Source organism: Sphingobacterium populi (assembly GCF_001586775.1).
Taxonomy (GTDB): domain Bacteria; phylum Bacteroidota; class Bacteroidia; order Sphingobacteriales; family Sphingobacteriaceae; genus Sphingobacterium; species Sphingobacterium populi.
This window is the reverse complement of record NZ_LQXS01000004.1, coordinates 23,143-47,883: the sequence shown is the minus strand read 5'-3', so window position 1 is coordinate 47,883 and position 24,741 is coordinate 23,143. Positions and strand designations below refer to the sequence as shown.

The window sequence follows — 24,741 nt, the reverse complement described above, 5'->3', positions numbered from 1 at the left end:
TTTTCTAGCTTTGCATGCTATTAACTATCTTACCCCAAATTAGAAATTAGCTTATGTGAAAACCAATTTGTTCGCCCATTCGATCTCTTCGTTATTGATCGAATGTCCAAAATTATCGTATACTTTGACCGTTACATCAGCGTTCATCGCTGTCAATATTTTGGCCGATTCGTGCACCCGCTCAACAGGTACGTGCATATCAGGATTGCTTGTTCCGATGAATATTGGTGTTTGCTGAAAATCACCCTGATAATTGGTCTGATCTATTTCTTCTCCAATCAGGCCGCCGATGATCACGGCAGCACCGCCGTATCGTTGTGCGTTTCTGGCTAGAAATTCTAATGTGAGACAGGCACCTTGCGAAAAGCCGAAGAAGTAGATGTTTTCTGTTCTTATGCCGCTATCCACAGCTGTTTGCACTGTTTGTGTAATATTTTCCAGAGCCGAACTTAGCGATGGTTCGTTTTGCTCCACCGGAGATAAGAATGAATATGGATACCAGGTGTGATTGCTTGCCTGCGGTGCTAATAAAGCGAAGTCGCTGACAGCAAGGTGTTGCGATAAGCTTAATATATCGTCTGCAGAACCGCCGCGGCCGTGTAGCATTATTAATACTTTATGTGCTGTAGGCAGCGCTTGGCCTGCTTTTTTAATCACAAGTTGATGTGTCATCTTTTCTATTAGAGTTTTCTAAAGTTATCTTTTGTACCAAACATCTTCAAATTCGTCAGGGCGTCGTTTGAATTGCGCATTAACAAAGGGGCAAATAGGAATAATCTTCAAACTGTTTTCGCGTGCGAAATTTACTAATCTCTCAAGGAGTAGTTTGGCAAACCCTCTACCACTATACTGATCTTTTACTTCGGTGTGAAAAACGCGTAGCAAATCTCTTGAGATCGCGATATCCATTTTGCCAGCCTGTTTATCATCCGAAAACAGTTGTATTTCTCCTCCGTTCTTCTCGTCTAGTACGACTTCTGTTCTTTCCATAATGCTATTTTATATTTTTGGTAAATTATCTTCGATATCATCTCTGATGCCTTCGTACTGTTTTGGTAATTTGAGATCGCGACCTAATTCGGCCAAAGCCTCATCTTTCGTGAATCCGGGATTATCGGTGGCTAGTTCAAAAAGTACACCGCCGGGCTCACGGAAATACAGAGAATAAAAATAATCGCGATCGATCTTTGGCGTGATTTGTAAGCCAGCGGATAAGACTTTTTCACGAAAGTCCATCAAAATGTTATCGTCTTGTACACGAAATGCAATATGATGATTGGTGCCTGCAGCACCACGACCATACGGTATCGTTTCGTCGGCAATGATATCCACGATGTTAGCTGTTTTTATTGCGTCTGTTGATAGGCGGAAGCGATTTCCTTCTTGTATTTCGGTGCGGTATCCTAAGATATCTGTTAGTACTTTAATGGTTGGATTCGCGTCTTTCAGCGTTAGCGTCACATTGTGAAAACCTTTCAAACCATTCGCTACCGATATGTGATCCGTACTCCACGGAGTGCGATTGTCCTGTGTTTTTGGGACGATGAATTGTAATTGCAGGCCATCTGGATCTTGCAACGACAAGGTTTTTTCGCCGAATATTGCTGTTTCTTCAAATAAAATATTGTTAGTGGTTAATCGATCTTTCCAAAAATCGTAAGCTTCTGGGTTGATCGCATAACCTATATGTGTTGCTTGCCCTGCTCCGTTTACACCTTTTCCGATCCCTTCCCAAGGGAAGAAAGTAAGTATGGTTCCTGGAGCTCCCGTTTCATTTCCAAAATAAAAATGATAGGTGCCTGGGTCATCAAAATTTACTGTTTTTTTGACTAAGCGAAGACCTAATACGTCCGTGTAAAAATCTAAATTTCTTTTTGCTTGATTGGCTATAGCCGTAATATGATGTAGCCCTAAAATCCTATTTTCCATGTTTCTGTTTCATTGTTTATACAAAGTTATGTGATTACTGCTGGTTGTTTATTGAACTGGATTAAGAAGTGCTACGACTATTTGAGATTAAATATAAAGAAAAAAATAATCCAATGATTAATAAAATCATCATTTCGGTTGTGTTCTTTGCTTGCTGTTTTTAAATATTCTTTTTGCCGATATACAGAATGGTTGTTTTAGTCGCATGTATTGTAGGTAGTGGTTTTTACAGCTATTTTGCTAGATTAGTGTATCAATTTACCTTGTTTCGGTATTTTAATAAATTCTTTTTATGCGCTCGATATAGCGAGCCATAATCGAATTATTTCAGATTGCGATACATGGAGTGCACAGAATAAATTAACACCTCATTTTCAGCATGGTTGGCTTGATGCTATGAAGAAATTGAAGTGGAAAGAATATTAAAAGAATAAAGACGATGCCTTTAAATTTACAGCCAGTTTTAGAAAATGATTTGGTCTTATTGCGACCATTAAAACAATCGGATTTCGAGGATTTGTATACCACGGCGAGTGATCCAGCAATTTGGGCTGGGCACCCGAACAAGAACCGCTGGCAGAGAGCAATTTTTTTGAATTTCTTTGAAGGAGCGATGAAAAGTGGTAGTGCCTTCCTAATTGTCGAAAAGCAAACAGGTAAGATTATCGGCAGCACGCGCTATTATGATTATGATGTCGAAAACAAAAGTATATTCGTCGGATATACTTTTTATGCGACTGCTTATTGGGGAAAGGGAATAAATCCTATCGTAAAAAGGATGATGCTGGATTATATATTTCCTTTTGTCGATACCGTACGATTCCATGTCGGCGCCGATAATCTCCGATCTCAAATTGCCGTAACGCGGCTAGGCGCTACAAAAGTTGCCGAACTAGAGATGTCTTATTATGGCGAACCTTCACGGTTCAATTATCTGTATGAACTTCGAAAAAGTAAGTATTTAGAGGCTCAATCTAGATAGATTTACTAATCCTTCGGCATCACTTTATACGTTGGATCTTCCAAAATATTGACTTCAACAATGCCCGCAGCATCAGAAAGCAAATGGACGCTATCTGGGCTAAGCGATCGTAGATGAACTTTCTTGCCGACTTTGGCGTAGCGCGCAGTGATTTTGTGCAGCGCGTCTATGGCAGACATATCCGCCACACGGCTTTCCTTGAAGTCGATGACGATACGATCAGGATCTTCGTTAACGTCAAACTTTTCTAAAAAAGCAGTCGTCGAGCCAAAGAATAGCGGCCCATAGATCTCATAATGTTTCACGCCTTCATCATCCACATATTTTCTTGCGCGGCTTCGTTTGGCATTATCCCAAGCAAAAACTAGTGCAGATATGATCACGCCGACAAGCACGGCTAAAGCGAGGTTATGCAGAAGTACCGTAATGATAGCGACCAGTATGCCGACGAAAATGTCGGACTTAGGGAACTTGTTGATGATGCGAAAACTCAGCCATTCGAACGTCGAAATCGCTACCATCATCATGACGCCAACTAATGCCGCCATCGGAATCATTTCAATCACAGGACTGCCAACTAGTATGACGAACAAAATAGTAATCGCAGCAATGAATGACGACACATAGGTTTTAGCTCCAGCATTGAGATTGACCAAAGTTTGTGCGACCATGGCGCAACCGCCCATGCCACCAAAAAATCCATTGACTACATTGGCCGTTCCCTGAGCCATGGATTCGCGATTAGTTTTTCCTTTTGTACCAGTGATCTCATCGACCATATTGAGCGTGAGCAAGGATTCGATTAACCCGACGCCGGCCATCACCAATGCGTAAGGAAAGATAAGTTGTAGCGTGTCCAACGTAAATGGAATCTGTGGGATATGAAAATTAGGTAAAGATCCGCTAACCGAAGCAATATCAATCACCTTTTTGGTATCTATTCCGAAATAAGTGACTATCCCAAACACGACTAAAATCGCCACGAGCGAAGCCGGAACAACTTTCGTCAACTTTGGCAATCCAATCACAATCGAGATGGTCAGCAAGGTCAACCCGATCATCGTATACAGCGGTGTGCCGCTCATCCACGAGCCAGAATCGCCTGACATTTTGAATTGCTCGACTTGTGATAAAAAGATAATAATGGCCAAGCCGTTGAGAAAGCCATACATCACGGGTTGTGGAATCAATCGTACAAATTTGCCTAACTTAAAAAGGCCGACTGCAAATTGTAATACCCCAGCCATTACAACTGCCGCAAAGAGATATTCTACGCCGTGCGTAGAAGCTAGTGCGATTAAGGTGACAACGGTAGCTCCGGCTCCGCCGGAAACCATGGCTGGCCTGCCGCCTAAAACAGCCGTGACCAATCCCATCAAGAATGCCGCATACAAACCTGTCAATGGCGAAAGGCCAGCCAAAATCGCAAAAGAGAGTGATTCGGGAATCATCGTCATCGCGACTGTAAGACCGGCTAAAGTTTCATTTTTAAGATTGATATTCCGAAAGGAAGAGATACGCATCGTAATGGCCATGAAGCTGTGCTAATAAAAAGTGGTGATGTAGGTACTGATGCAATATTACGGCAATGAAAATACAAAATCAGCGTGGGACACCAAGTTTACCGTCTGTGAACTATAGTATGCTACGCTGATTTGTGCGGAGTGTTTATTTCGCTAATGCGGCTTTAACTTTTGGTATAATCTGCGTGCCGTAAATTTCGATAGATTTCATCATCTGTGCATGATCTGGGCTTCCGACATCCATATGTGCGGCAAATCGAGTCAGGTCAAAGGATTCCTGAATTTCTAAGATTTTGTCGACCATTTCATTGGCATCGCCTACCAGAAGGTGGCCATGTTTTGAGCGACCAAAATCATATTGCGAGCGTTGGTACGGTGGCCAGCCACGCGATGCGCCTACGCGATTCATTTGCGCTGCATAAAACGGATAATACCATTCTGCAATCGCCTTGGAGTTGTCGCCGAAGAAAGCATGCATATGTACGCCGACTTGGAAATTGGCCATATCGTGGCCACTGTCGGTATAAGCTTGTTGATATACTTCAAACAATGATTGGAAGCTGGCGTAAGTTCCGCCAATAATGGCAAACATGACAGGCAAACCCAGTTTTCCGGCACGAATCACAGATTCTGTTGTGCCGCCAACAGCCACCCAAATAGGTAATTTTTTAACCGCACGAGGATATATCTCTTGATTGATCAACGAAGCGCGATGCTTGCCCGTCCAATTCACGGTTTCATTATTATTGATCTGCAATAGTAGGTTCAACTTCTCCGTGAACAGTGAGCTGTAATCTTTCAAGTCATACCCGTACAATGGGAAAGATTCGATAAAAGAACCACGTCCAGCCATCAGTTCGGCACGTCCGTTGGACAATAAATCCACCGTCGCAAAATCTTGATATAATTTGACTGGATCACTAGAACTGATGACCGAAACGGCACTACCTAACTTGATCCGTTTGGTGACGGTAGATGCCGCGGCCAAGATAATTTCGGGCGAAGCTACCGCGTAGTCAGGGCGATGATGTTCGCCCATGCCGAAGAAGTCCAATCCGACTTCGTCCATCAATTTGATCTCTTCGATAATTTCGTGTAATCGTTGCTGCGGTGCTTGTATTGCTCCCGTTTTTTGATCGATCTGAAGATCGCCAAACATACCTATGCCTAATTCCATGCGTTGTCGTATTTATATTAATGCGTACTAACCGTGTATTTGCTCTTTTGTGCCGTAGCTCTGAATCAGCTCTCCTTCAAACGTGAGCCATTCTTGCCAGCGTTTGTCCACATCCACACCTTCGGTGTATTTCCGAGCGAAGTTGAGGAAAGTCGTATAATGATTGGCCTCAGAAACCATTAAATCATGGTAAAATTTGGCCAATTTTTCATCTTGCAGATTCTTAGACAACACGCGAAAACGCTCGCAGCTGCGGGCTTCGATCATGGCCGCAAATAGCAAACGATCGATAAAAGCTTGATTTCTGGATCCATCTTTTTTAGAAAACTTCATCAACCGGCCTACGTAATCATCTTTCCGTTCGCGCCCTAATGTGTAGCCCCGTTCTTTGATAATATCGATCACCATCTGAAAATGTTGCATCTCTTCGATCGCGATTGCGGTAAGTTCGTGCACAAGATCTTCGTATTCACAGTTTTGTGTAATGAGTGAGATTGCATTCGAAGCCGCCTTTTGCTCGCACCAAGCATGGTCTGTTAATATTTCTTCAAGATTAGACTCCGCCACGTTCGCCCAGCGTGGATCTGTCAGTAATTTTAATCCTAACATAACAATGTTCGTTTGTACAAATTTACGAAAATTAGAAACACGCCGCTTAAATATCCTAACTTGCACGATGCAGCGTACCAAGCTTTTTGTGATTGGCCAAGTGTGGCCGGAGCCGACTTCTTCTGCCGCCGGCTGGCGGATGTTGCAGCTATTGGGTTTATTTCTAAAACAGTACGATGAAGTGCATTTTGCTTCGGCAGCAGCACGCTCTCCCCACAGTCATCGGTTAGATGAGATGAACATTATTTGTCATTCCATTTTGCTTAATGATAGTTCCTTCGATAAGCTAATCAAAGAATTACAACCGGATGTTGTTTTATTTGATCGGTTTATGGTCGAAGAACAATTTGGCTGGCGCGTGGCAGAGCACTGTCCGCAGGCAATCCGGATATTGGATACCGAAGATCTACATTTTCTGCGTTTGGCGCGCCAAGAGGCTTATCGACAGCAGCAGGCGTGGTCTGAGGAATTGTTGTATTCGCCTACAGCAATGCGCGAGTTAGCCACTATCTATCGCTGTGATCTATCGCTAATTATTTCGCGCAGCGAATACGACCTATTGGTCGATCAATTCCGTGTGTCCGAATCGTTGTTGTATTATCTTCCATTTTTTGCAGAGACTTTCAATGACCCGAACAGCACTCTGATGCCGACTTTTAGCGACCGAAAGAATCTTATTTTTATAGGTAATTTTTTGCACGAACCTAATTGGAAAACAGTAGAGTTGCTCAAAAAGACCTATTGGCCCGAGATTCGTAAAGCTTTGCCGGAGGCAGAATTGCACATCTACGGTGCCTATGCGTCGCAGAAAGTAGAGCAACTACATAATACGAAAGATGGTTTTCTGATTAAGGGTCGAGCGGATGATGCGCGGCAGACGATGCAATCGTATCGTTTGTTGTTGGCACCAATACCGTTTGGCGCTGGGCAAAAGGGAAAGTTCGTCGATGCCATGATCACGGGCACGCCATCTATCACTTCTAGCGTTGGTGCAGAAGGGATGAATCCGGAATATTGGCCTGGAGTAGTTGCAGATTTATTGGAAAATTTTGTTTCCGAAACGGTGAAATTATATACGAATGAGGCCTATTGGTTGGAGAAGCAAGCGCTGATCTCATCTGTTTTAAGCAATCTGATGGCCGACGATCTCGCGCAAATGCTTTTCGTACAACATATTGCGGCCCTGACTGAAAATCTTGCGGCGCATCGCAATCAAAATATGATCGGCCGGATCCTGGCGCAAGAGCAGTATGCAGCCAAGAAATATATGTCGCGTTGGATAGAGGCTAAGAATATTTCTAGCAAGTAATAGTTTATCAAACCAAACGCAATTCCACCTGTTAAATAGTATATTTGTCCGCATAGTAATAAAAATGTTCGCACTATTATGATACAACGTATACAATCCGTTTGGCTTTTGCTTTCTGGTCTAGTTTTGACCACCTTGTTTCTATTCCCTTATGTGAATTATATCGACTTAGTAGGGCTGGGCAAACAAATCTATGTGTCGGGCATTTACACCTCGGTTAATAATGAAGCCGTAAAGCAAGAGAGTTTTATCTTACAAAGTATCGTCGCCGTATTCATTGCTGTGATGCCGCTTGTGCTGATATTTTTATATAAGGATCGTAAGCGTCAGATCAAGTTTATCTATTTACAGCTTGTATTGATCGTGCTGTTTGCAGTATGGATGTATGTCAGCGCCAATAACGTATTGTCGGCCAATAACCAGTATCTAAGTGCTAATAATATCGGGATTGGTTTCTTCCTTTTGCCGGTGTCGATCATTTTTCTATCTATGGCTCTAGGTGCTATTCGTAACGATGAGAAGCTAATCAAGTCAGCAGATCGTCTTCGTTAGTTGTTCTCTTTGACCCTTTCTTTACTTTATCTATGTTTAAGAAAATAGTTCTTTTTCTGTTGTGGAGTTTACCTCTTGCACTTGTAGCGCAAGAAGATACGACGGTATTGCTATTGGATGATTTGCAATTCGATGTGCGATCTGTGAATGTCAGCAAAGATACCGCCATCGTCGATCTCTACGTTATCTCGTCGTTGCGCCAGCAGCGAGAATTTAAGATGAACACCTTTGCCTCCACGGTAGTAGATCAAAACGATAAGGAATTAATGTATACGCAGATACAGATGGGAAGGGTGCGTATTCATATCAATGATCGGCAAAATTACCTGAATCATGTGATGGCGATGGATGTGCCCGTGGCATTACAATTCAAAGTTGCCGGTTGGAAAAAAGAAAACGGCCTTCCAGAGGCCGTTAATATTGTGTTTGAAGATAGCCGAGAATCAGGTCGCTTTAGGCAGATCAAGGTTCGACTTTAGTGTTTGATAGCAGGCTATCTGGAATAGCGGAATTGCTGCTTGTCCATCATCGTCATCTGCGACTTCATCATTTTTATTTGCTCATCGAGCAATTTGTTTTTGTCTGCTCTTTTAGCTTCAGAAAGCAACTTTTCGGCGCCGCGTTTATCGCGCTTCGCCATCGCTATGCCCGCCAAACTTAATTTGGCCAAAGCTACATTGTGATCCATATGCAAGCCCAATGTCAACGCTTTCTTGAAGAATTTCTCTGCTTGTAAAGGTGCTTTTTGAGATTCGATTAACCCTAATAACATGTGGTAATAGCCATGTTGAGCAGGGACGAGTTCTTTCTGAAAATTCTTGATTTTCTTCAGCCAGAGCTCTGCCTTTGTCATGTTTTCTTTGCGCAAATGCCATTGTGCTAGCAACATTTTCTCGTTGAAAAATACGGTTACCCAAGTCAGGATTGTTACGAGAACGGCTAATATACCCCAGCCCCATAGCCCAAACCAAAAGAGTGTAGCGGTTCCGATGATCAACAGGCTGGCTATGATTATGCGTATTAAATTCGACATATAATTTCTTAATTTCTTTTTATGCAAATATCCGATAATTAATAGAGGTATCCAATTGTATGCCACAATTAAACGAAAATTGTACATTTGATTATGTCGAAACGATATCACGAAAGCTGGGAATCTGTATTTAAACCGTTGTTTGAACAGCCCGCGATGCGCACTTTATCGCAATTTGTACAAAAGGAGCGACAAGTAGCACAAGTATTTCCGCCAGAGAACTTAGTTTTTAACGCCTTTCGTTTAACACCTTTGCCCGACGTCAAAGTGGTCATTCTGGGTCAGGATCCCTATCATAATATTGGGCAAGCGCATGGCTTATCATTTTCGGTACCTGTTGGTGTTGCCATCCCACCATCCTTGAAGAATATTTATGCAGAGCTGGTAGAAGATATTCCTGGATTTGTTTATCCAAAAAACGGCGATCTGACAAAATGGGCACAGCAAGGCGTGCTATTACTGAATGCTACACTCACAGTGCGTGCACACGAAGCAGCATCGCATCAAAAGAAAGGTTGGGAGCAATTTACAGATGCCATTATCCAGTCGATCTCAGCACAACGCTCGGGTGTGGTTTTTATTCTTTGGGGGAGCTATGCGAACAAGAAATCGGCGTTGATCGATCACTCAAAGCATTTGGTGTTGACTTCGGTACACCCATCGCCCTTGTCGGTCTACAGAGGGTTTTTTGGTTCGAAGCCATTCTCGCAAACTAATGCTTATCTTTCAGATAAAGGAAAACAGCCTATAGACTGGCAGGTGTAAAGGTTCTAAGCATACAACTCTTTGACGATTTCGAATTTGAAGTCCTCAATCTCCAATTGTTTAACATGGTTGATGCGAATCTTAACATCGTTCTGCTCAATATGTGTGAAAAGTAGATGACTGTCATAAACTACACGCCAGGGCATATCGACTTGAACTGCTGTAACAGATTCTCCTTGCACTACATATTCTAGCTCGCCTTTGGTTGTAAAGCGCTTGATAATAAATTGCCTTTCATCTAAATGTGTGACGGCGTACCAAGCGCCATCGCCCACACCGCCAAGATAAGTTGCATCTTTGGGTATAGTGATCGGTTTAGATCGATAATCAACCGCGCCGATAATTTGGTCATTGGGCAATAGATCTGCTTTCTTTTGGGAGACATTGTCGCCCAATTGCTTGATTAAGAACCAAAAAGATTTCCAACGATTCATATGGAAATACTGCAAGCCTTCGGATGGGCAAAAGGAATAAATCATGCGGTCCTGCACTGCATTTACCACATTGCTGATCGGGCTTGCTTTTATTGTTTCGGGCAGATTTATGCTGTGCCAATAATGATATTTATCGGATGCTTTCATCAGCATACGGGTGATGAATCGGGAGCAGTTATTGTTGTGCCGCGCGACTGCGCCGTACGGATAAGTGCCTTTCTCCACCCAGTAATCGCCGAAGCGCTTAGCGGCACTGAAGTTGATGTTATCCGCCACCGAAAAGTAGAGTTGGCCCTCGCCGTACATCGCGCTTTTCAAAGTTTCGAAGTGTTCGACTATTTTTTCGAGATTGATGATTTTCCCGTCGATTATCTGTGCCTTGAGGTCAATGGTAAGGCGCGGATCAGAATCCTGAGAACGCGCTCTTCCATATCCGCGTGGTGATATGTAGCGCCCAAAATCATAAAAGCGCATAGTGCCGCTAGTTCTTTCTACTAAGACGATGCCCGTATGACCCACCTTGAAATTGAGGTTTTTTACTAATCCAATTTTTTTAAAAAACATCATCCATCGCTCATCTCCACGAATCGTCGCATCGGGCCAAGTAAGTATGATTGCAAAATCGTCAAATGTGTGCATAGTGCGCTATTTCCTCTTAATATTGTAGGGGTACGATTGGTTCTTTTTTACTAGTGGACATGATCACCATAGTCTGAAAAGTTTTCACATAAGGTATCTTCGTGATTTTCTCCATGATGACTCCTTCGTAAGCTTTAATATCGCGGACATATACTTTAAGTATAAAATCACAATTACCTGTTACATGGTGGCATTCTGTGACCTCAGGAATCTCAAGCACCGCATCGACAAACTTAGGGATAGCATCTTGCGTATGGAAATCAAGAGATATTTGAATAAATGATTTAATGCCTAAGCCCAGCTTTTCTTCATCTACAAAAGCATGATAACTTTTGATAAATCCCGAATTTTCTAATTTACGAACACGCTCTAGCGTCGGCGCAGGTGAAAGACCAATACTTGTTGCAAGCTGTAGGTTGGTAATACGACCATTCTCCTGCAACAGTTTTAATATTTTAAGATCCGTCTTGTCTGGCTGGTAAGGCATTGCAATAAAATTTTGTGAAATGTAAATATACAATATTTTATTTGCCGTCGTAATTTTGCAATACGTAATCATAGTGCAATATTTTGGTATGTCGAATATTCGCTAATTTCCGCCATTCAGGTCTTGCAATCTCGAGCTAGATGACCTAAAGACATTTCTTACTAACTATGAGCCAGATGGCAGCGTGTAAAATATACCTTGCTTTTTGGGATTAACTCCATAATTGCTGCTCAGACATAGTGTGTTATTCCTATTAAAGTGCTAAATTTGCAAATTGAAAATAGGGCAACAATACGTTGCTTCATAAGGTGAAAGAGATATGAGTACCAAAGACGACGAATTACTAAAAGAGCTTGAGCACGAGGAATATAAATATGGGTTTACGACCGATATTGATATGGAAATCGCGCCCAAAGGTCTTAACGAAGATACTGTGCGCTTGATTTCTGCAAAGAAAAACGAACCAGAATGGCTATTGGAGTGGCGCTTAAAAGCGTTTCGCCATTTCCAAACGTTGGAAATGCCAACTTGGCAAAATTTTGATAATCCTGATGTGGATTTTCAAGATCTCTCGTACTATGCAGCACCAAAACCAAAAAAGCAATTGAATAGTCTGGATGAAGTTGATCCAGAATTACTATCGACATTTGCCAAGTTGGGTATTCCCTTGGATGAGCAGAAAGTATTGGCAGGGGTAGTTGCAGTAGATGCGGTATTCGATTCGGTGTCGGTCAAAACTACTTTCAGAGAGAAACTAAAAGAAAAAGGTGTTATCTTTTGTTCTTTTGGCGAAGCAGTACAAGAATATCCAGAATTGGTGAAGCAATATTTGGGTACAGTAGTACCACAAACCGATAATATTTATGCAGCCTTGAATTCGGCAGTTTTCTCCGACGGTTCTTTCGTATATATTCCAAAAGGAGTGCGTTGCCCGATGGAGCTTTCGACCTATTTCCGTATCAATGCGCAGAATACAGGTCAGTTTGAGCGTACGTTGATTGTCGCTGATGAAGGTTCTTACGTGTCTTATTTAGAAGGTTGTACTGCGCCAATGCGTGATGAAAATCAATTGCACGCGGCCGTTGTAGAATTGATCGCGATGAAAGATGCAGAAATCAAATACTCAACTGTACAAAACTGGTATCCAGGTGATAAAGATGGTAAAGGTGGTATCTTGAACTTCGTGACCAAACGTGGTATTTGTAAAGGGGATAACTCCAAAATCTCTTGGACACAAGTAGAAACTGGATCAGCGATCACGTGGAAATATCCAGGTGTGATTTTGAAAGGTGACAATAGCGTGGGCGAATTCTATTCGGTAGCGATGACGCGTAATCGCCAAGTGGCAGATACAGGAACCAAAATGATTCACTTAGGTAAAAATACCAAGTCGAAAATTATTTCTAAAGGTATTTCAGCCGGATTGAGCCACAATAGTTACAGAGGTTTGGTGAAGATCGGTCCGAATGCAGATCAAGCGCGTAACTTCACGCAGTGTGATTCTTTGCTTATTGGAGATCGCTGTGGAGCGCATACTTTCCCATACATCGAAAGTAAAAATAAATCGGCCAAATTAGAGCACGAAGCGACTACTTCCAAAATTGGAGAAGATCAGGTGTTTTACTTGAATCAGCGCGGTATTGATCCAGAGAAAGCAGTAGGGCTCATCGTGAACGGATATGCCAAAGAAGTATTAAATCAACTTCCGATGGAGTTTGCGGTAGAAGCACAAAAATTGCTGGCGATATCGCTTGAAGGCTCAGTAGGATAAGCACAAAAAAGTAATACACTATTCCGGCAGTAGCGCTACGCGCGGATGCTGGAAGAACAAATAATAAATAGCATGTTAAAGATTGAGAATTTGCACGCCTCAGTAGAGGATAAAAACATATTAAAGGGATTAAATCTAGAAGTGAAAGCGGGTGAAGTACACGCGATCATGGGGCCAAACGGCGCTGGTAAAAGCACATTAGGAAATGTATTGGCGGGTCGTGAATCATACGACGTGACCGACGGTACGGCTTTGCTAGATGGTGTAGATTTATTGGATCTTTCGCCAGAAGATCGTGCTCGCGAAGGCTTGTTTTTAGCGTTCCAGTATCCTGTGGAGATTCCAGGTGTTTCTAACATTAACTTCTTGAAAACGGCTCTAAACGACATCCGTGAATACAAAGGCTTGCCGCCGTTGGAAGCGAAAGAGTTTTTGCAGTTGGTAAAGGATAAACAGAAATTAGTAGAATTCTCGGCCAAGCTGACCAATAGATCCTTGAACGAAGGCTTCTCCGGTGGCGAGAAGAAACGCAATGAGATCTTTCAATTGGCGATGTTAAATCCTAAATTATCTATTTTGGACGAAACGGATTCAGGTCTAGATATCGATGCATTGCGTATCGTAGCAAATGGCGTGAATCAATTGCGTTCTAAAGACAATGCATTCGTCGTGATTACACACTACCAACGTTTGTTGGATTACATCGTGCCAGATTTTGTTCACGTATTGTACAATGGACGCATTGTAAAAACAGGGCCGAAAGAATTGGCTTTGGAATTGGAAGAAAAAGGATACGATTGGTTAAAAGAATTGGATACGCAGACCGCCTAATAAGGAAAAGAGAGGGAAGGTTATGAGTGTATTGACAACAAAAAATATGAGTACAATAACAGCAGAATCTCTGTTTCAGCAATTGAAAACGACTTTCCATGATCTGGAGAAGATCGATGAACCGGCTACATTAGCAGCGATTCGTCAGGAGGCGTTTGCAAAGTTTGAGCAGGCAGGGTTTCCTACGGTCAAAAATGAAGATTGGAAGTATACCAATATTCACAGTTTGGTTCAAGCACCTTATGTGCTAAACAGCGATGTGGATGTGGCCGATCTTGATTTGAGCCAAGCAGATATTCCAGCATTGGATGCACACCGTTTGGTATTGGTCAATGGCCAATATACAGTCGCTTTTTCGAGTTTAGAAGAGGAAGATGGCTTGGTAGTAAAACCAATTGAAGACGCAGCGAACGATCCGCAATTTGTCCGTCATTTTGCACAACATGCTGACAAAACGGATAATGCTTTAGTATATCTGAATACTGCCTTGTACACCGCAGGTGTATTTATCGAAGTGAAACGCAATGCCGTAGTGAATAAACCCATTCATTTGGTGCATGTAGCAACAGGGACAGAAGCATTTTTTGCGCAAACGAGAAACTTAATTGTAGCAGGTGCAAACTCTGAAGTAGAAATAATCGAATCGTTCATTACGTTGGCAGGTACTGCAAAGAACCTACACAACAAGGTGACGGAAATCGTGCTAGAAGAGAATGCGAAAATGCAACACTACTATTTGCAGATCGCTGATGCATCGAGCAACTACATCAACCATACAGAAGTATACCAGAATAAGCACAGCTTGTACAATAACTACAACTGTAATTTCCCTGGAGCTACTTTCGTACGTAACAATATCAATGTACGCCTGGATGATGAGCAAGTGGAGTCACATTTGTACGGAATCAATCTGTTGGCCGACAAGCAATTGGTAGATAATCATACGGTCGTGGATCACATGAAGCCACATTGCGAATCGTACGAATGGTACAAAAACATTCCTCAAGATGATTCTACAGCAGTTTTTAATGGAAAGATCTTTGTGCGTGAAGATGCCCAGAAAACTAACGCTTTCCAGCAAAACAACAATATGTTGATCGGGGATAAATCTACGGTGTATACCAAGCCGCAGTTGGAAATTTTTGCTGATGATGTGAAGTGTTCGCACGGTTGTACGATGGGTCAGTTTGACGATCAAGCCTTATTCTATCTGCGTGCAAGAGGAATTGGTGAAGAATCAGCTCGTACTTTATTGGTACATGCATTCGCATTCGATGTAACTTCGCGTTTCTCTAACGAATCCGTTCGTGAATACGTAGAAGCGTTAGTGGCCAAAGGTTTGGAGCCACGCCAAAACTAGTACAAGATTAATAATTAATATAAAGCCAAAAGCGTCTGATGTTCCATCAGGCGCTTTTTTTATACCACTTCGCGCATAATCGGGGCTGACATCTCTGCCACGATGGCTGTTGTTGCCGATTGCAAATCTGCCAAATCGAAGATAGCCGAAGATTCGTATCTAGTTGCAATAGATAAGGTGATATCTGTGCAATGTGGCGCAAATGTTTCCAATACTTTTTCCACCGTATTATTTTGCCCAGAAAGGTGGCCTAAAATCAAATGTTTCAGGCGATCAGTACGTTTTTCCAAAAATAAATCCAACGCCATCGTATTCGAAATATGTCCTAATCCGCCGCGAATCCTGTTTTTCAGATAATAGCTATAACGCCCTTTTTGCAACATTTCTTCGTCGTAGTTGCTTTCTAGCAGCAATACGTCAACGTGTTGCACCACGTGCTTCACATTATCGCAGGCATGGCCGAGGTCGGTCAATATTCCGATGTTGTTTGTGCCATCAGACACGACAAAACTACAGGGCTCTTTAGCGTCGTGATATTTGGGAATCCCAATGATCTCTAAACCACCGATACGCACGCGCTCATTGGTTTTAATAATGCGAACTAGATGCGCTGGTAAGCGCAGTTTGCTGCCGTCTAACGTACCTTGGGTAATATAAATTGGTAAGTCATATTTTTTGGCAAATACCGACAATCCGCAAATATGATCGGTATGCTCATGCGTGATGAAAATGGCTTTGACCTGTGTCGGCAAAATACCCAATTGGCCCATGCGTAGGTGCATATGTTTGTTATTGATCCCGACATCGATGAGTACCGCAGTATCATCTTTAGCGACATAATAACAGTTTCCATTACTTCCAGAAGCGATCGAGCAATATTTCATCGACAGCAAAAATAGAGAAAAATAAAAGGCCAATCAATGTGGTAAACACCGTTTGGATGATTATTTGGTAGCCGTTTTGCCAAGCGCATACGCGATACCGCCAGCGATATGTTGAAGAAAGTCAGCGTCATTATAGGCTTCTTTCGTGTGGCCCAAAGCCGTGTAGAAAGCACGGCCGCCATCGTAGCTATGATGCCAAGATACAGGGTGGTAATCTCCCATTTTGCCACCTTGGTAACTTTCTTCATCGATTGTCATCAGCAGATCGACGTCTGGATTTAAATCCTTGAAATCATACCACTCGTCTTTATGCTTCCAGATTTCTGGCAAATGCTGTGTAGCTAGATGGCTGTGATCATGCACATGAATATCCGCAGTTTGTACTTCTGGATGACTGGCGAAATAGCCGCCGACCATCTTGCCGTACCACGGCCAATCGTATTCCGTGTCGCTAGCGGCATGAATACCTACAAAACCATTTCCAGCTTGTATAAACCTTTCGAAGGCAGCTTGTTGATCTGGGTCTAAAATATCGCCTGTGGTGCTTAGAAATACAATGGTTTTATATTTCTGGAGCTGATCGTCGGTGAAAATGGCTGCATCTTCTGTATGATACACGCCAAATCCATGCTCACGTCCGAGTTTCTGAATAGCTTCTGCGCCTTTCTCAATACTGTCATGTCGAAATCCCTTAGTTTTAGAAAAAACTAATATTTGCGGAATATCTTGTGCTATACCGTGTAGCGTAGTACAAACAAACAGTAGGGCTATTAAGGATACGTTTCTCATCAAGTCAAAAGGTTATATTCTAAAGGTATTGATAATTTCTCGGAATGGTAAAATTCTCTACGTGAAAAGCAGTTAGTCATCTGAGTTTTAGACTATATTAAGCCAATTAAAAAAAACCGTAAAAAAACAGTGATAAGCTGTTACTTATCACTACGAATAATTAAATTTGCCCGATTAGTGTCAAAATGTCTGTTTAGGAACTTTGGATTTATTATTGTGCACTAGCTGAGTACAGATTAAAAAGATTATGTTAAAATTCTTAAGTAAATTATTTGGTAGCAAGTCTGAGCGGGATATCAAAGGAATACAACCTATAGTAGATAAGATCAAAGAAGAGTACGAAAAGCTTGCCAGCTTATCAAATGATGATTTGAGAGCCAAAACAGCCAGCTTTAAGAGCCGCATCGCAGCATACTTGAAAGAAATTGACGATGAGATCGCTAGCTTGAAGGAACAGGCTGAAGCTACCGAAGATATGGAGTCCAAAACCTCCTTTTATGAGAAAGTAGATAAGTTAACGAAAGATCGAGATAAGAAATTAGAAGAAGTGCTTTTGGAGATCTTGCCAGAAGCATTTGCTGTCGTGAAAGATACCGCCAGACGTTTCACGGAAAACAAAGAAATCTCCGTAACGGCAAGCCAATTTGACCGTGACATTGCGGCATTGAAGCCGAATGTGACCATTCAAGGTGATCAAGCCGTTTGGAAAAATAGCTGGTCTGCAGCTGGTACGGATGTGACTTGGAATATGGTGCACTACGATGTACAGCTGATCGGTGGTATTGTATTACATCAAGGTAAAATCTCCGAAATGTCTACCGGTGAAGGAAAGACTTTGGTAGGTACCTTGCCAACTTACCTAAATGCATTATCTGGTCAAGGAATTCACATCATTACGGTGAATGATTACTTAGCCCGTCGTGACTCGGAGTGGAACGGTCCATTGTTCGAGTTTCACGGTTTGAGCGTAGATTGTATCGATAAGCATCAGCCCAACTCACCACAACGTCGCAAAGCATATGCTGCCGATATCGTGTATGGTACCAATAACGAATTTGGTTTTGACTACCTGCGTGACAACATGACGCAAAACCCAGAAGCTATGGTACAGCGCAAACTGCACTTTGCCATGATTGATGAGGTGGATTCGGTATTGATTGACGATGCGCGTACACCATTGATAATTTCTGGTCCAATTCCAAAAGGTGATCAACATGAATTTTATCAGTTAAAACCACGTATCGAGCGTTTGGTGAATGCACAAAAAGCCTATGTCAACAGTGCATTGAATCAGGCAAAGAAAGCCGTCGCAGCAGGCGATGTAGATCCTGAAGCTGGCGGTTTGGCTTTGTTCCGAGCGTACCGCGGTTTGCCAAAAAATAAAGCTTTAATCAAGTTCTTAAGTGAAAGCAATCACCGCCAAGTTCTTCAAAAAGTAGAGAACTTCTACATGGCAGAGCAAAATCGTCATATGCCAAAAGCAGATGAGGAATTGTTCTTCGTGATCGATGAAAAGAACAATCAAGTAGAGCTTACCGAAAAAGGTATTGAGTTGATTACCACTTCTGGTGAAGATCCAAACTTCTTCATTCTCCCGGATGTGGGTACCGAGATCGCTGCAATCGAGAATTCTAATGATCCATTAGAAGAAAAAGCGCGTCAAAAAGAAGAGTTATTACGTGATTATTCGATCAAAGCAGAGCGTATTCACTCGATCAACCAATTGTTGAAAGCCTATACGTTGTTTGAGATTGATGATCAATATATCGTAGACGAAGGCAAAGTGAAAATCGTGGATGAGCAAACCGGCCGTATCATGGATGGTCGTCGTTACTCAGATGGTTTGCACCAAGCGATCGAGGCAAAGGAAAATGTAAAAGTAGAAGATGCAACGCAGACCTATGCGACCATTACTTTGCAAAACTACTTCCGTATGTACCACAAGTTAGCAGGAATGACAGGTACAGCTTCTACCGAAGCAGGCGAGTTGTGGGAAATCTACAAACTAGATGTGGTCGAGATTCCAACCAACCGTGCGATACAGCGTGACGACCGACAAGATTACATCTACCGTACAGCAAGAGAGAAGTACAATGCCGTAGCGCAGGAAATTCAGACATTGACCGATGCACAAAGACCAGTATTGGTTGGTACGACTTCGGTAGAGATTTCGGAATTGTTGAGCCGTATGTTGAAAATGCGCGGTATCAAGCACAATGTCTTGAACGCGAAATTGCATCAAAAAGAAGCGGATATTGTAGCGGAAGCGGGTAAACCAGGTCAAGTAACGATCGCTACAAATATGGCTGGTCGTGGTACAGATATTAAGTTAGCTAGCGAAGTCATTGATGCAGGTGGTTTGGCAATTATCGGTACCGAGCGTCACGAATCACGTCGTGTGGATCGTCAGTTACGTGGTCGTGCAGGTCGTCAAGGAGATCCGGGTTCTTCTCAGTTCTTCGTTTCGTTGGAAGATCCATTAATGCGTTTATTCGCTTCGGAGCGTATCTCTAATTTAATGGTGCGCATGGGTGTAGAAGATGGAGAAGTGATGCAGCACGGTATGTTGACCAAATCTATCGAACGTGCACAACGAAAAGTGGAGGAAAACAACTTCGGTATTCGTAAGCGTCTATTGGAGTACGATGATGTGATGAACTCACAACGTACTGTAATCTACACGAAACGTAAAAATGCGCTATTCGGACAACGTCTGGATGTCGATTTGAACAACACGATCTTCGATGTTGTTGAAGATGTAGTGCTTTCTTCCAAAGAGGGAGGCTCATTCGAAGAATTCCAAATCGAAGTGATCCGTCTTTTCGCGGTAGATCCATCCATCACAGAAGAAGAATTCAAATCGAACAACACAGAAACCTTAATAGACAAATTGTTCGGTCAGGTTATCACACATTACCAAGAAAAGGCAGCCCACGTAGCAGCGCAAACCTTGCCGGTAATGACCAACGTGATGGCAGAACGTGGCGATATGATCGAGAATGTAGTAGTGCCATTCTCTGACGGCACACGCGGCATACAGGTGTCTACCAACTTGAAGAAAGCAGTAGAATCACAAGGCAAGGAAGTATTTAGATCTTTTGAAAAAGGTATAGTTCTTGCTCTGATAGATGAAGCTTGGAAAGAGCACTTGCGTGAAATGGATGACTTGAAGCAGTCGGTACAAAATGCCGTTTATGAGCAGAAAGATCCGATCGTAATCTATAAAATGGAAGCATACAACCTGTTTAAGGAAATGTTGGCTTCTATGAATAAAGAAATTGTCAGCTTCTTGTTCAAAGGTGAAATCCCTGGACAGCAAGGTCAACAAGAGGAACAAGTAAAAGAAGCGCGCCCAGTACCAGCGCAGCCGACACAGGTTACTGCTTCTAAGCAAGAACTATCTTCGCCGACAGGTGTTAGTGAAGAAGATGCAGACACAAGAGTAGCGCAGGTAACAGCACCGATTCGCAAGGAGCAAACCGTAGGTCGCAATGATGAATGTCCTTGTGGTTCGGGCAAAAAATACAAAAACTGCCACGGCAGCAAATAAGATATAATAATGATGGTTAGAAAAGGATTGATTTTATGTGGATTACTCGGCGGGTTAACTGCTGGAGTACATGCTCAAGAACAGCCAGTAGATGTTGTTGTAGATCCATTGATCGCAGCATTGCAAGCTTTCCGAGCGGAGCATGAAATCAATCCTGCTGCCCGTCCGACCGTCAGCTTGGCCGACAAAAAGGTGGTCGACAAGCGTAATATGCGTCGTGTGCGTACCAAAGGTTTTCGAGTACAAATCTTTTCTGGAGCTAATCGCAGCGATGCAGTATCGGTACAAAATGGATTTTTGCGTCAATACAGCGATATAGCCGCGTACATTAACTACGAAGAACCTAATTTCCGGGTGAAAGTAGGTGATTTCCGAACGCGCAGCGAAGCCAATACTTTTATGCGTAAGATCCGAGGGCAATACAGCAATGTATTTGTCTTTGTCGAAGACATTTGGGTCTGGCAATAAATCACTTTTAACTCCATGACGATGATAGAGCAGATTAAAAGCCTAGCCTCCTCCTTCGCGGAAGAAACGGTAGGCATAAGAAGGCATTTGCACCAAAATCCAGAACTTTCTTTTCAAGAGTACAATACATCCGCCTTTGTCAAAGAGCGATTGGATGAACTGCTTATTCCGTATACAGCGATGGCAGATACAGGTATAGTTGCATTAATTCAAGGTGAATTGCCATCCGATAAAGTCATTGCGCTGCGCGCAGATATGGACGCTTTGCCTATTATGGAAGTCGAAGGGCGGAGTTATGGATCGCAAAATCCCGGCGTTATGCACGCTTGCGGGCACGATGTGCATACCTCGTCTTTGTTGGGCGTAGCCAAAATCTTGCAACATCTGAAGTCACAATTTGGCGGTACAGTGAAGTTGATCTTCCAACCTGGTGAAGAACGCCTTCCAGGCGGTGCTTCGCTTATGATCAAAGAAGGCGTATTGCAAAATCCAGCACCAGATGCAATCATTGGTCAACATGTGATGCCGCTTATCGAAAGTGGCCAAGTGGGCTTCCGTGCGGGGAAATACATGGCATCCTGCGATGAGTTGTTTCTCACTGTTCGCGGAAAAGGCGGGCACGGCGCGCAGCCACATCAAAATATAGATCCGATTGCGATCACCGCACAAGTTATCACGGCGATGCAGCAAATCGTGAGCCGCTATGCAGATCCACGTATCCCGAGCGTGCTTTCTTGGGGAAAGATCATTGGCAATGGAGCTACTAACGTAATTCCCGATGAAGTCAAGTTAGATGGCACTTTCCGTACGTTCGACGAAGCTTGGCGCGCAGAAGCACATGAAAAGATGACTAAGATGGTAGGTGGTATCGTGGAAGGAATGGGCGCGACTTGCGATTTCAAAATCGATAAAGGTTATCCTTTTTTAGTCAATGAACCACATACCACCAATGCAGCTCGGACTCATGCAGAAGCTTATCTCGGCAAAGAGAATGTATTGGAGCTGGATCTGTGGCCTGCGGCCGAAGATTTTGCTTATTACTCGCAAGAAACCAATGCGTGTTTCTATCGCTTAGGCACGGGCAATAAAGCACAAGGAATCATCTCGGCAGTACATACGCCTACGTTTGATATCGACGAAACTGCGATCGAAACGAGCATTGGCTTGATGTCTTATATTGCTTTAAAATCGTTAGAAGGATAGCATCACATGTCGTCCCATCACATCATCCGGGAGAATCAGGAACCTGCGCTGCTCATCATCGATTCTGATGCGTTATCAGAGGAATCTCTCGGCCAATTGCTCGAATGGAGCCCCATTGTATTGACGACGGATGCTAATGTCGATTATCTTCTTTCCCGAGGAATTAAAATAGATGTGGTATTTACGGCTAATGCGGATTTTGAGATTGATCAAGACGCAATCTCCATTTTACCATTGCAGCATATTTTGTGGGATGCTTTGCATTATTTGAAAAGTAAAAATCAGTTTGCGTTGCATATCCTTTGGAACGATTTTTCGGCGGATGCTTTAATCCAGCATAGTCAACAATTTACGTTTGCGGTATATAGCCAGCAGTTCAAATACATTCTTCGATCGTCTTTTCACAAATGGATGCCTCAGGGCAGCGTGCTGAAAGTCATGAGCGGCGGTGCAGCATATCGTGTTGACAATCTGCAAGCGGCGGCTAATGAAACTTACCATTCGCTTCAGGATGGTTTCGTGAGTATTCATTCGGAGAGCGAAAATAGTTTGATCATAGGCGAGGCATTATGAATCCAACTATCAAAATAGCCACTACAGCAGATTTTGCGTTCATCTCACAACTCGCTCAGGAGATTTGGTATCCGACGTACAGTCCGATCCTTTCCGAGGCTCAGATCGCCTTTATGCTTGATCAGCTATATTCTATCGAAGGAATATCGGACACAGTGGAGCAAGGCAAAGTATTTTATATGCTATACGAAGGAGATGTCGCGGTCGGCTTTATTGCTGTGCGACCCCTATTAGAAAAGCACGTATTTCGAATTGAGAGTTTGTATTTGCTTCCTTCCACGCAAGGTAAGGGGTACGGGCAATTGTTGATTAACTTCGCCGCAGAATTAGCCAAAGCGCAATCCTTTCCGACATTAGAACTCAATGTTAATCGCCAGAACAAGGCGTACCACTTTTACCTTAAAGTCGGCTTTGTGGTCGCCTACGAGATCGATATCCCATATCACGATTATGTGCTCGACGATTACGTGATGCAGAAATCCATCTAAGTCTTAAATCCCGTTTATTCCCTCAACTTTTCTACACGTGTAGGCGTTTGTTCGCCACTGACAATACCGACAACACCATGTGCAATTGCTTCGATGCTTGAACGGATGTTTTCAATATCCAGAGTCGAAACTTCGTCCTTCACCGTGTGATAATATTCATCCTTATCAATTTGAGAAGTAGAAAACGTATGTGCTGGCACACCTAATGCGGCAAGTGTAGCATTGTCACTACGATAAAATAGATTTTGTTGCGGATAGGGGTCAGGATGGAAAGTGAATGCAGATCCCTTAACCTGCTCCTGCACAAGCAATCCTAAATTAGAAGCTTCAAATCCAGTAATGTATAACGTGTTTGGGCCAAACTTCGAATCTTTGCCAATCATTTCGATATTGATCATCGCGACCACTTTGTCAGAATCGATGTTATTGCCAAAATGTTTTGAACCATACATGCCGATTTCCTCGCCTGTGAATGCGACAAAAAGCAAGGTGCGCTCGTTGTTGTCTAACGCTTTGAAATGCTTCGCAAGTGCAATCACGGCGGTAGTGCCAGATGCATCATCATCAGCGCCGTTGGCAATAGAATCTTGGCCGTCGGCCTCAATGATGCCAATATGGTCGTAGTGAGCCGATAGGATTACGTATTCCTCTGGCCTTGATTTTCCTGGCAACATACCAACAACATTGAAAAGCGGTATTTCCTGTTGTGTACTCTTTGCTGTAAACTGAAAGTTTTGCGGAGCAGTATCTTGTACCACAAAAAACTTGGTCGGAGTGCTCTGGCCACCCACCGGCACTAAGCTTTCTTCACCAATCATTCTCCTGAAGCGGTTCAGTAAATCCTGATGAGCTGGATGCACCCATATAATCTCATCTTCCTTTCCTTGTAAAGCAGATGCTCTAAAGGCTTGGGAAAAATCTTCGTCTTGTCCGATAGCACTAGTCTTAATTTCCGTCTTTTGATTCCAATCAAGTGCCACTGGCCTGCCAAAAACGAGATACCGCGCAGGATCTACTGCTGTACCATCAATTACGACGCTTTGTCCTGCGGCCGAAATCCGGTTAAGATGAAAAGTTTGTCTAAAGTTGGGCTCCGCGTAAGGCTGTAGTCCAATATCTTCAAATTCTTGTGCTATGAAATCGGCGGCACGCTCAATATCTGGCGTCAGTGCATGGCGGCCACGCATTTCGTCAGAAGCCAATGTATTTAGAAGGTGTTGAATATAGGTAGTATCTGCCACCTGCGCCGATACGGTAAGGCTGAAAAGTGTAAAGCCAATGAAAAGGCTCCAATGTTTTGATGATAATACATGCTGGGTCATGTCGTAAAAATACAGAAAAAGTAATGGAGTTTGATGTGCTATTAACCTATGTGCTCACTAATA

Annotated in this window: 25 protein-coding genes; 13 read left to right on the top strand and 12 right to left on the bottom strand. The window is 42.9% G+C overall.

Translation table 11 applies throughout. The features are described from left to right. Positions 1-51 precede the first annotated feature (51 nt). From A0125_RS11030 to A0125_RS11020, 3 genes are read right to left on the bottom strand one after another with little or no spacing between them, the layout of a single operon-like run. Positions 52-672: an alpha/beta hydrolase gene (locus tag A0125_RS11030; RefSeq protein WP_066755913.1), complete on the bottom strand. Its 621-nt coding sequence runs from the start codon at positions 670-672 to the stop codon at positions 52-54. Positions 673-696: 24 nt separating this feature from the next. Continuing rightward, entirely contained in the window at positions 697-990 is a 294-nt protein-coding gene (locus tag A0125_RS11025; RefSeq protein WP_066755911.1) for a GNAT family N-acetyltransferase, read from the bottom strand. Between the two features lie 9 nt (positions 991-999). Beyond that, entirely contained in the window at positions 1,000-1,929 is a 930-nt protein-coding gene (locus A0125_RS11020; protein WP_066755908.1) for a ring-cleaving dioxygenase, read from the bottom strand. 439 nt (positions 1,930-2,368) lie between these two features. On the opposite strand from A0125_RS11020, the gene A0125_RS11015 reads away from it, so the two are divergent. Next, complete coding sequence (locus A0125_RS11015; protein ID WP_066755904.1) at positions 2,369-2,911, top strand: GNAT family N-acetyltransferase; 543 nt, start codon at positions 2,369-2,371, stop codon at positions 2,909-2,911. A 5-nt stretch (positions 2,912-2,916) separates the two neighbouring features. Here the strand turns inward: A0125_RS11015 and A0125_RS11010 are convergent, their stop codons facing one another. The 3 genes from A0125_RS11010 to miaE all read right to left on the bottom strand — a co-directional run bounded on the left by A0125_RS11010 (position 2,917) and on the right by miaE (position 6,220). Then, positions 2,917-4,446: a SulP family inorganic anion transporter gene (locus A0125_RS11010; protein WP_066755903.1), complete on the bottom strand. Its 1,530-nt coding sequence runs from the start codon at positions 4,444-4,446 to the stop codon at positions 2,917-2,919. A gap of 133 nt (positions 4,447-4,579) precedes the next feature. Further along, the gene (locus A0125_RS11005) at positions 4,580-5,611 is read right to left on the bottom strand and encodes an Atu2307/SP_0267 family LLM class monooxygenase (protein WP_066755901.1); all 1,032 of its coding nucleotides are present in this window, start codon (positions 5,609-5,611) and stop codon (positions 4,580-4,582) included. Positions 5,612-5,638: 27 nt separating this feature from the next. Next, positions 5,639-6,220, bottom strand: coding sequence for a tRNA-(ms[2]io[6]A)-hydroxylase (gene miaE / locus A0125_RS11000; protein ID WP_066755899.1), 582 nt, complete (start codon positions 6,218-6,220; stop codon positions 5,639-5,641). 67 nt (positions 6,221-6,287) lie between these two features. Here miaE and A0125_RS10995 point away from each other — a divergent pair, with 67 nt between their 5' ends. The 3 genes from A0125_RS10995 to A0125_RS10985 all read left to right on the top strand — a co-directional run bounded on the left by A0125_RS10995 (position 6,288) and on the right by A0125_RS10985 (position 8,560). Beyond that, a complete protein-coding gene (locus A0125_RS10995; RefSeq protein ID WP_082785013.1) occupies positions 6,288-7,529 on the top strand; it encodes a glycosyltransferase in 1,242 nt (413 codons plus the stop codon). Between the two features lie 78 nt (positions 7,530-7,607). Beyond that, complete coding sequence (locus A0125_RS10990) at positions 7,608-8,081, top strand: DUF4293 domain-containing protein (RefSeq protein ID WP_066755894.1); 474 nt, start codon at positions 7,608-7,610, stop codon at positions 8,079-8,081. A 32-nt stretch (positions 8,082-8,113) separates the two neighbouring features. After that, positions 8,114-8,560 (top strand): hypothetical protein, encoded by a 447-nt coding sequence (locus tag A0125_RS10985; protein ID WP_066755892.1) that lies wholly within the window; start codon positions 8,114-8,116, stop codon positions 8,558-8,560. A gap of 14 nt (positions 8,561-8,574) precedes the next feature. Here the strand turns inward: A0125_RS10985 and A0125_RS10980 are convergent, their stop codons facing one another. After that, complete coding sequence (locus tag A0125_RS10980; protein WP_066756544.1) at positions 8,575-9,114, bottom strand: tetratricopeptide repeat protein; 540 nt, start codon at positions 9,112-9,114, stop codon at positions 8,575-8,577. 93 nt (positions 9,115-9,207) lie between these two features. Here A0125_RS10980 and ung point away from each other — a divergent pair, with 93 nt between their 5' ends. Further along, entirely contained in the window at positions 9,208-9,879 is a 672-nt protein-coding gene (gene ung, locus A0125_RS10975; protein WP_066755889.1) for a uracil-DNA glycosylase, read from the top strand. A gap of 5 nt (positions 9,880-9,884) precedes the next feature. On the opposite strand, the gene A0125_RS10970 is transcribed toward ung, so the two are convergent. Continuing rightward, positions 9,885-10,952 carry a DUF6695 family protein gene (locus A0125_RS10970; RefSeq protein ID WP_066755886.1) on the bottom strand — a complete coding sequence of 356 codons (1,068 nt, stop codon included), beginning with the start codon at positions 10,950-10,952 and terminating at the stop codon, positions 9,885-9,887. 16 nt (positions 10,953-10,968) lie between these two features. Then, positions 10,969-11,439, bottom strand: a complete 471-nt coding sequence (locus A0125_RS10965; protein WP_066756541.1) for an Lrp/AsnC family transcriptional regulator — start codon at positions 11,437-11,439, stop codon at positions 10,969-10,971. Between the two features lie 319 nt (positions 11,440-11,758). On the opposite strand from A0125_RS10965, the gene sufB reads away from it, so the two are divergent. The 3 genes from sufB (at position 11,759) to sufD (ending at position 15,401) form a co-directional block, all read left to right on the top strand. Further along, the gene (sufB, locus tag A0125_RS10960) at positions 11,759-13,210 is read left to right on the top strand and encodes a Fe-S cluster assembly protein SufB (RefSeq protein WP_066755883.1); all 1,452 of its coding nucleotides are present in this window, start codon (positions 11,759-11,761) and stop codon (positions 13,208-13,210) included. A 72-nt stretch (positions 13,211-13,282) separates the two neighbouring features. Continuing rightward, the gene (gene sufC / locus A0125_RS10955; protein ID WP_066755880.1) at positions 13,283-14,041 is read left to right on the top strand and encodes a Fe-S cluster assembly ATPase SufC; all 759 of its coding nucleotides are present in this window, start codon (positions 13,283-13,285) and stop codon (positions 14,039-14,041) included. Positions 14,042-14,087: 46 nt separating this feature from the next. Then, positions 14,088-15,401: a Fe-S cluster assembly protein SufD gene (sufD, locus tag A0125_RS10950; RefSeq protein WP_082785012.1), complete on the top strand. Its 1,314-nt coding sequence runs from the start codon at positions 14,088-14,090 to the stop codon at positions 15,399-15,401. Positions 15,402-15,460: 59 nt separating this feature from the next. Here sufD and A0125_RS10945 read toward each other — a convergent pair whose 3' ends face one another. Both A0125_RS10945 and A0125_RS10940 read right to left on the bottom strand, forming a co-directional pair. Further along, the gene (locus A0125_RS10945; RefSeq protein ID WP_066755874.1) at positions 15,461-16,285 is read right to left on the bottom strand and encodes an MBL fold metallo-hydrolase; all 825 of its coding nucleotides are present in this window, start codon (positions 16,283-16,285) and stop codon (positions 15,461-15,463) included. Between the two features lie 60 nt (positions 16,286-16,345). Continuing rightward, the gene (locus tag A0125_RS10940) at positions 16,346-17,074 is read right to left on the bottom strand and encodes a ThuA domain-containing protein (RefSeq protein WP_066755871.1); all 729 of its coding nucleotides are present in this window, start codon (positions 17,072-17,074) and stop codon (positions 16,346-16,348) included. 247 nt (positions 17,075-17,321) lie between these two features. Between A0125_RS10940 and secA the strand changes: the two genes are divergently transcribed. Genes secA through A0125_RS10915 form a run of 5 tightly spaced genes read left to right on the top strand, consistent with a single transcriptional unit; the run spans position 17,322 to position 23,356 of the window. After that, a complete protein-coding gene (secA, locus tag A0125_RS10935) occupies positions 17,322-20,624 on the top strand; it encodes a preprotein translocase subunit SecA (protein WP_066755868.1) in 3,303 nt (1,100 codons plus the stop codon). 9 nt (positions 20,625-20,633) lie between these two features. After that, positions 20,634-21,092: an SPOR domain-containing protein gene (locus A0125_RS10930; RefSeq protein ID WP_231863216.1), complete on the top strand. Its 459-nt coding sequence runs from the start codon at positions 20,634-20,636 to the stop codon at positions 21,090-21,092. A gap of 15 nt (positions 21,093-21,107) precedes the next feature. Beyond that, positions 21,108-22,295, top strand: coding sequence for a M20 metallopeptidase family protein (locus A0125_RS10925; protein WP_066755865.1), 1,188 nt, complete (start codon positions 21,108-21,110; stop codon positions 22,293-22,295). Positions 22,296-22,301: 6 nt separating this feature from the next. Then, entirely contained in the window at positions 22,302-22,868 is a 567-nt protein-coding gene (locus A0125_RS10920) for a hypothetical protein (RefSeq protein ID WP_066755863.1), read from the top strand. Then, positions 22,865-23,356, top strand: a complete 492-nt coding sequence (locus A0125_RS10915) for a GNAT family N-acetyltransferase (RefSeq protein WP_066755861.1) — start codon at positions 22,865-22,867, stop codon at positions 23,354-23,356. Before A0125_RS10920 ends, A0125_RS10915 begins: the two co-directional genes overlap by 4 nt. A 14-nt stretch (positions 23,357-23,370) precedes the next feature. On the opposite strand, the gene A0125_RS10910 is transcribed toward A0125_RS10915, so the two are convergent. Next, positions 23,371-24,678, bottom strand: coding sequence for a M20/M25/M40 family metallo-hydrolase (locus tag A0125_RS10910; protein ID WP_066755858.1), 1,308 nt, complete (start codon positions 24,676-24,678; stop codon positions 23,371-23,373). Positions 24,679-24,741: the final 63 nt, after the last annotated feature.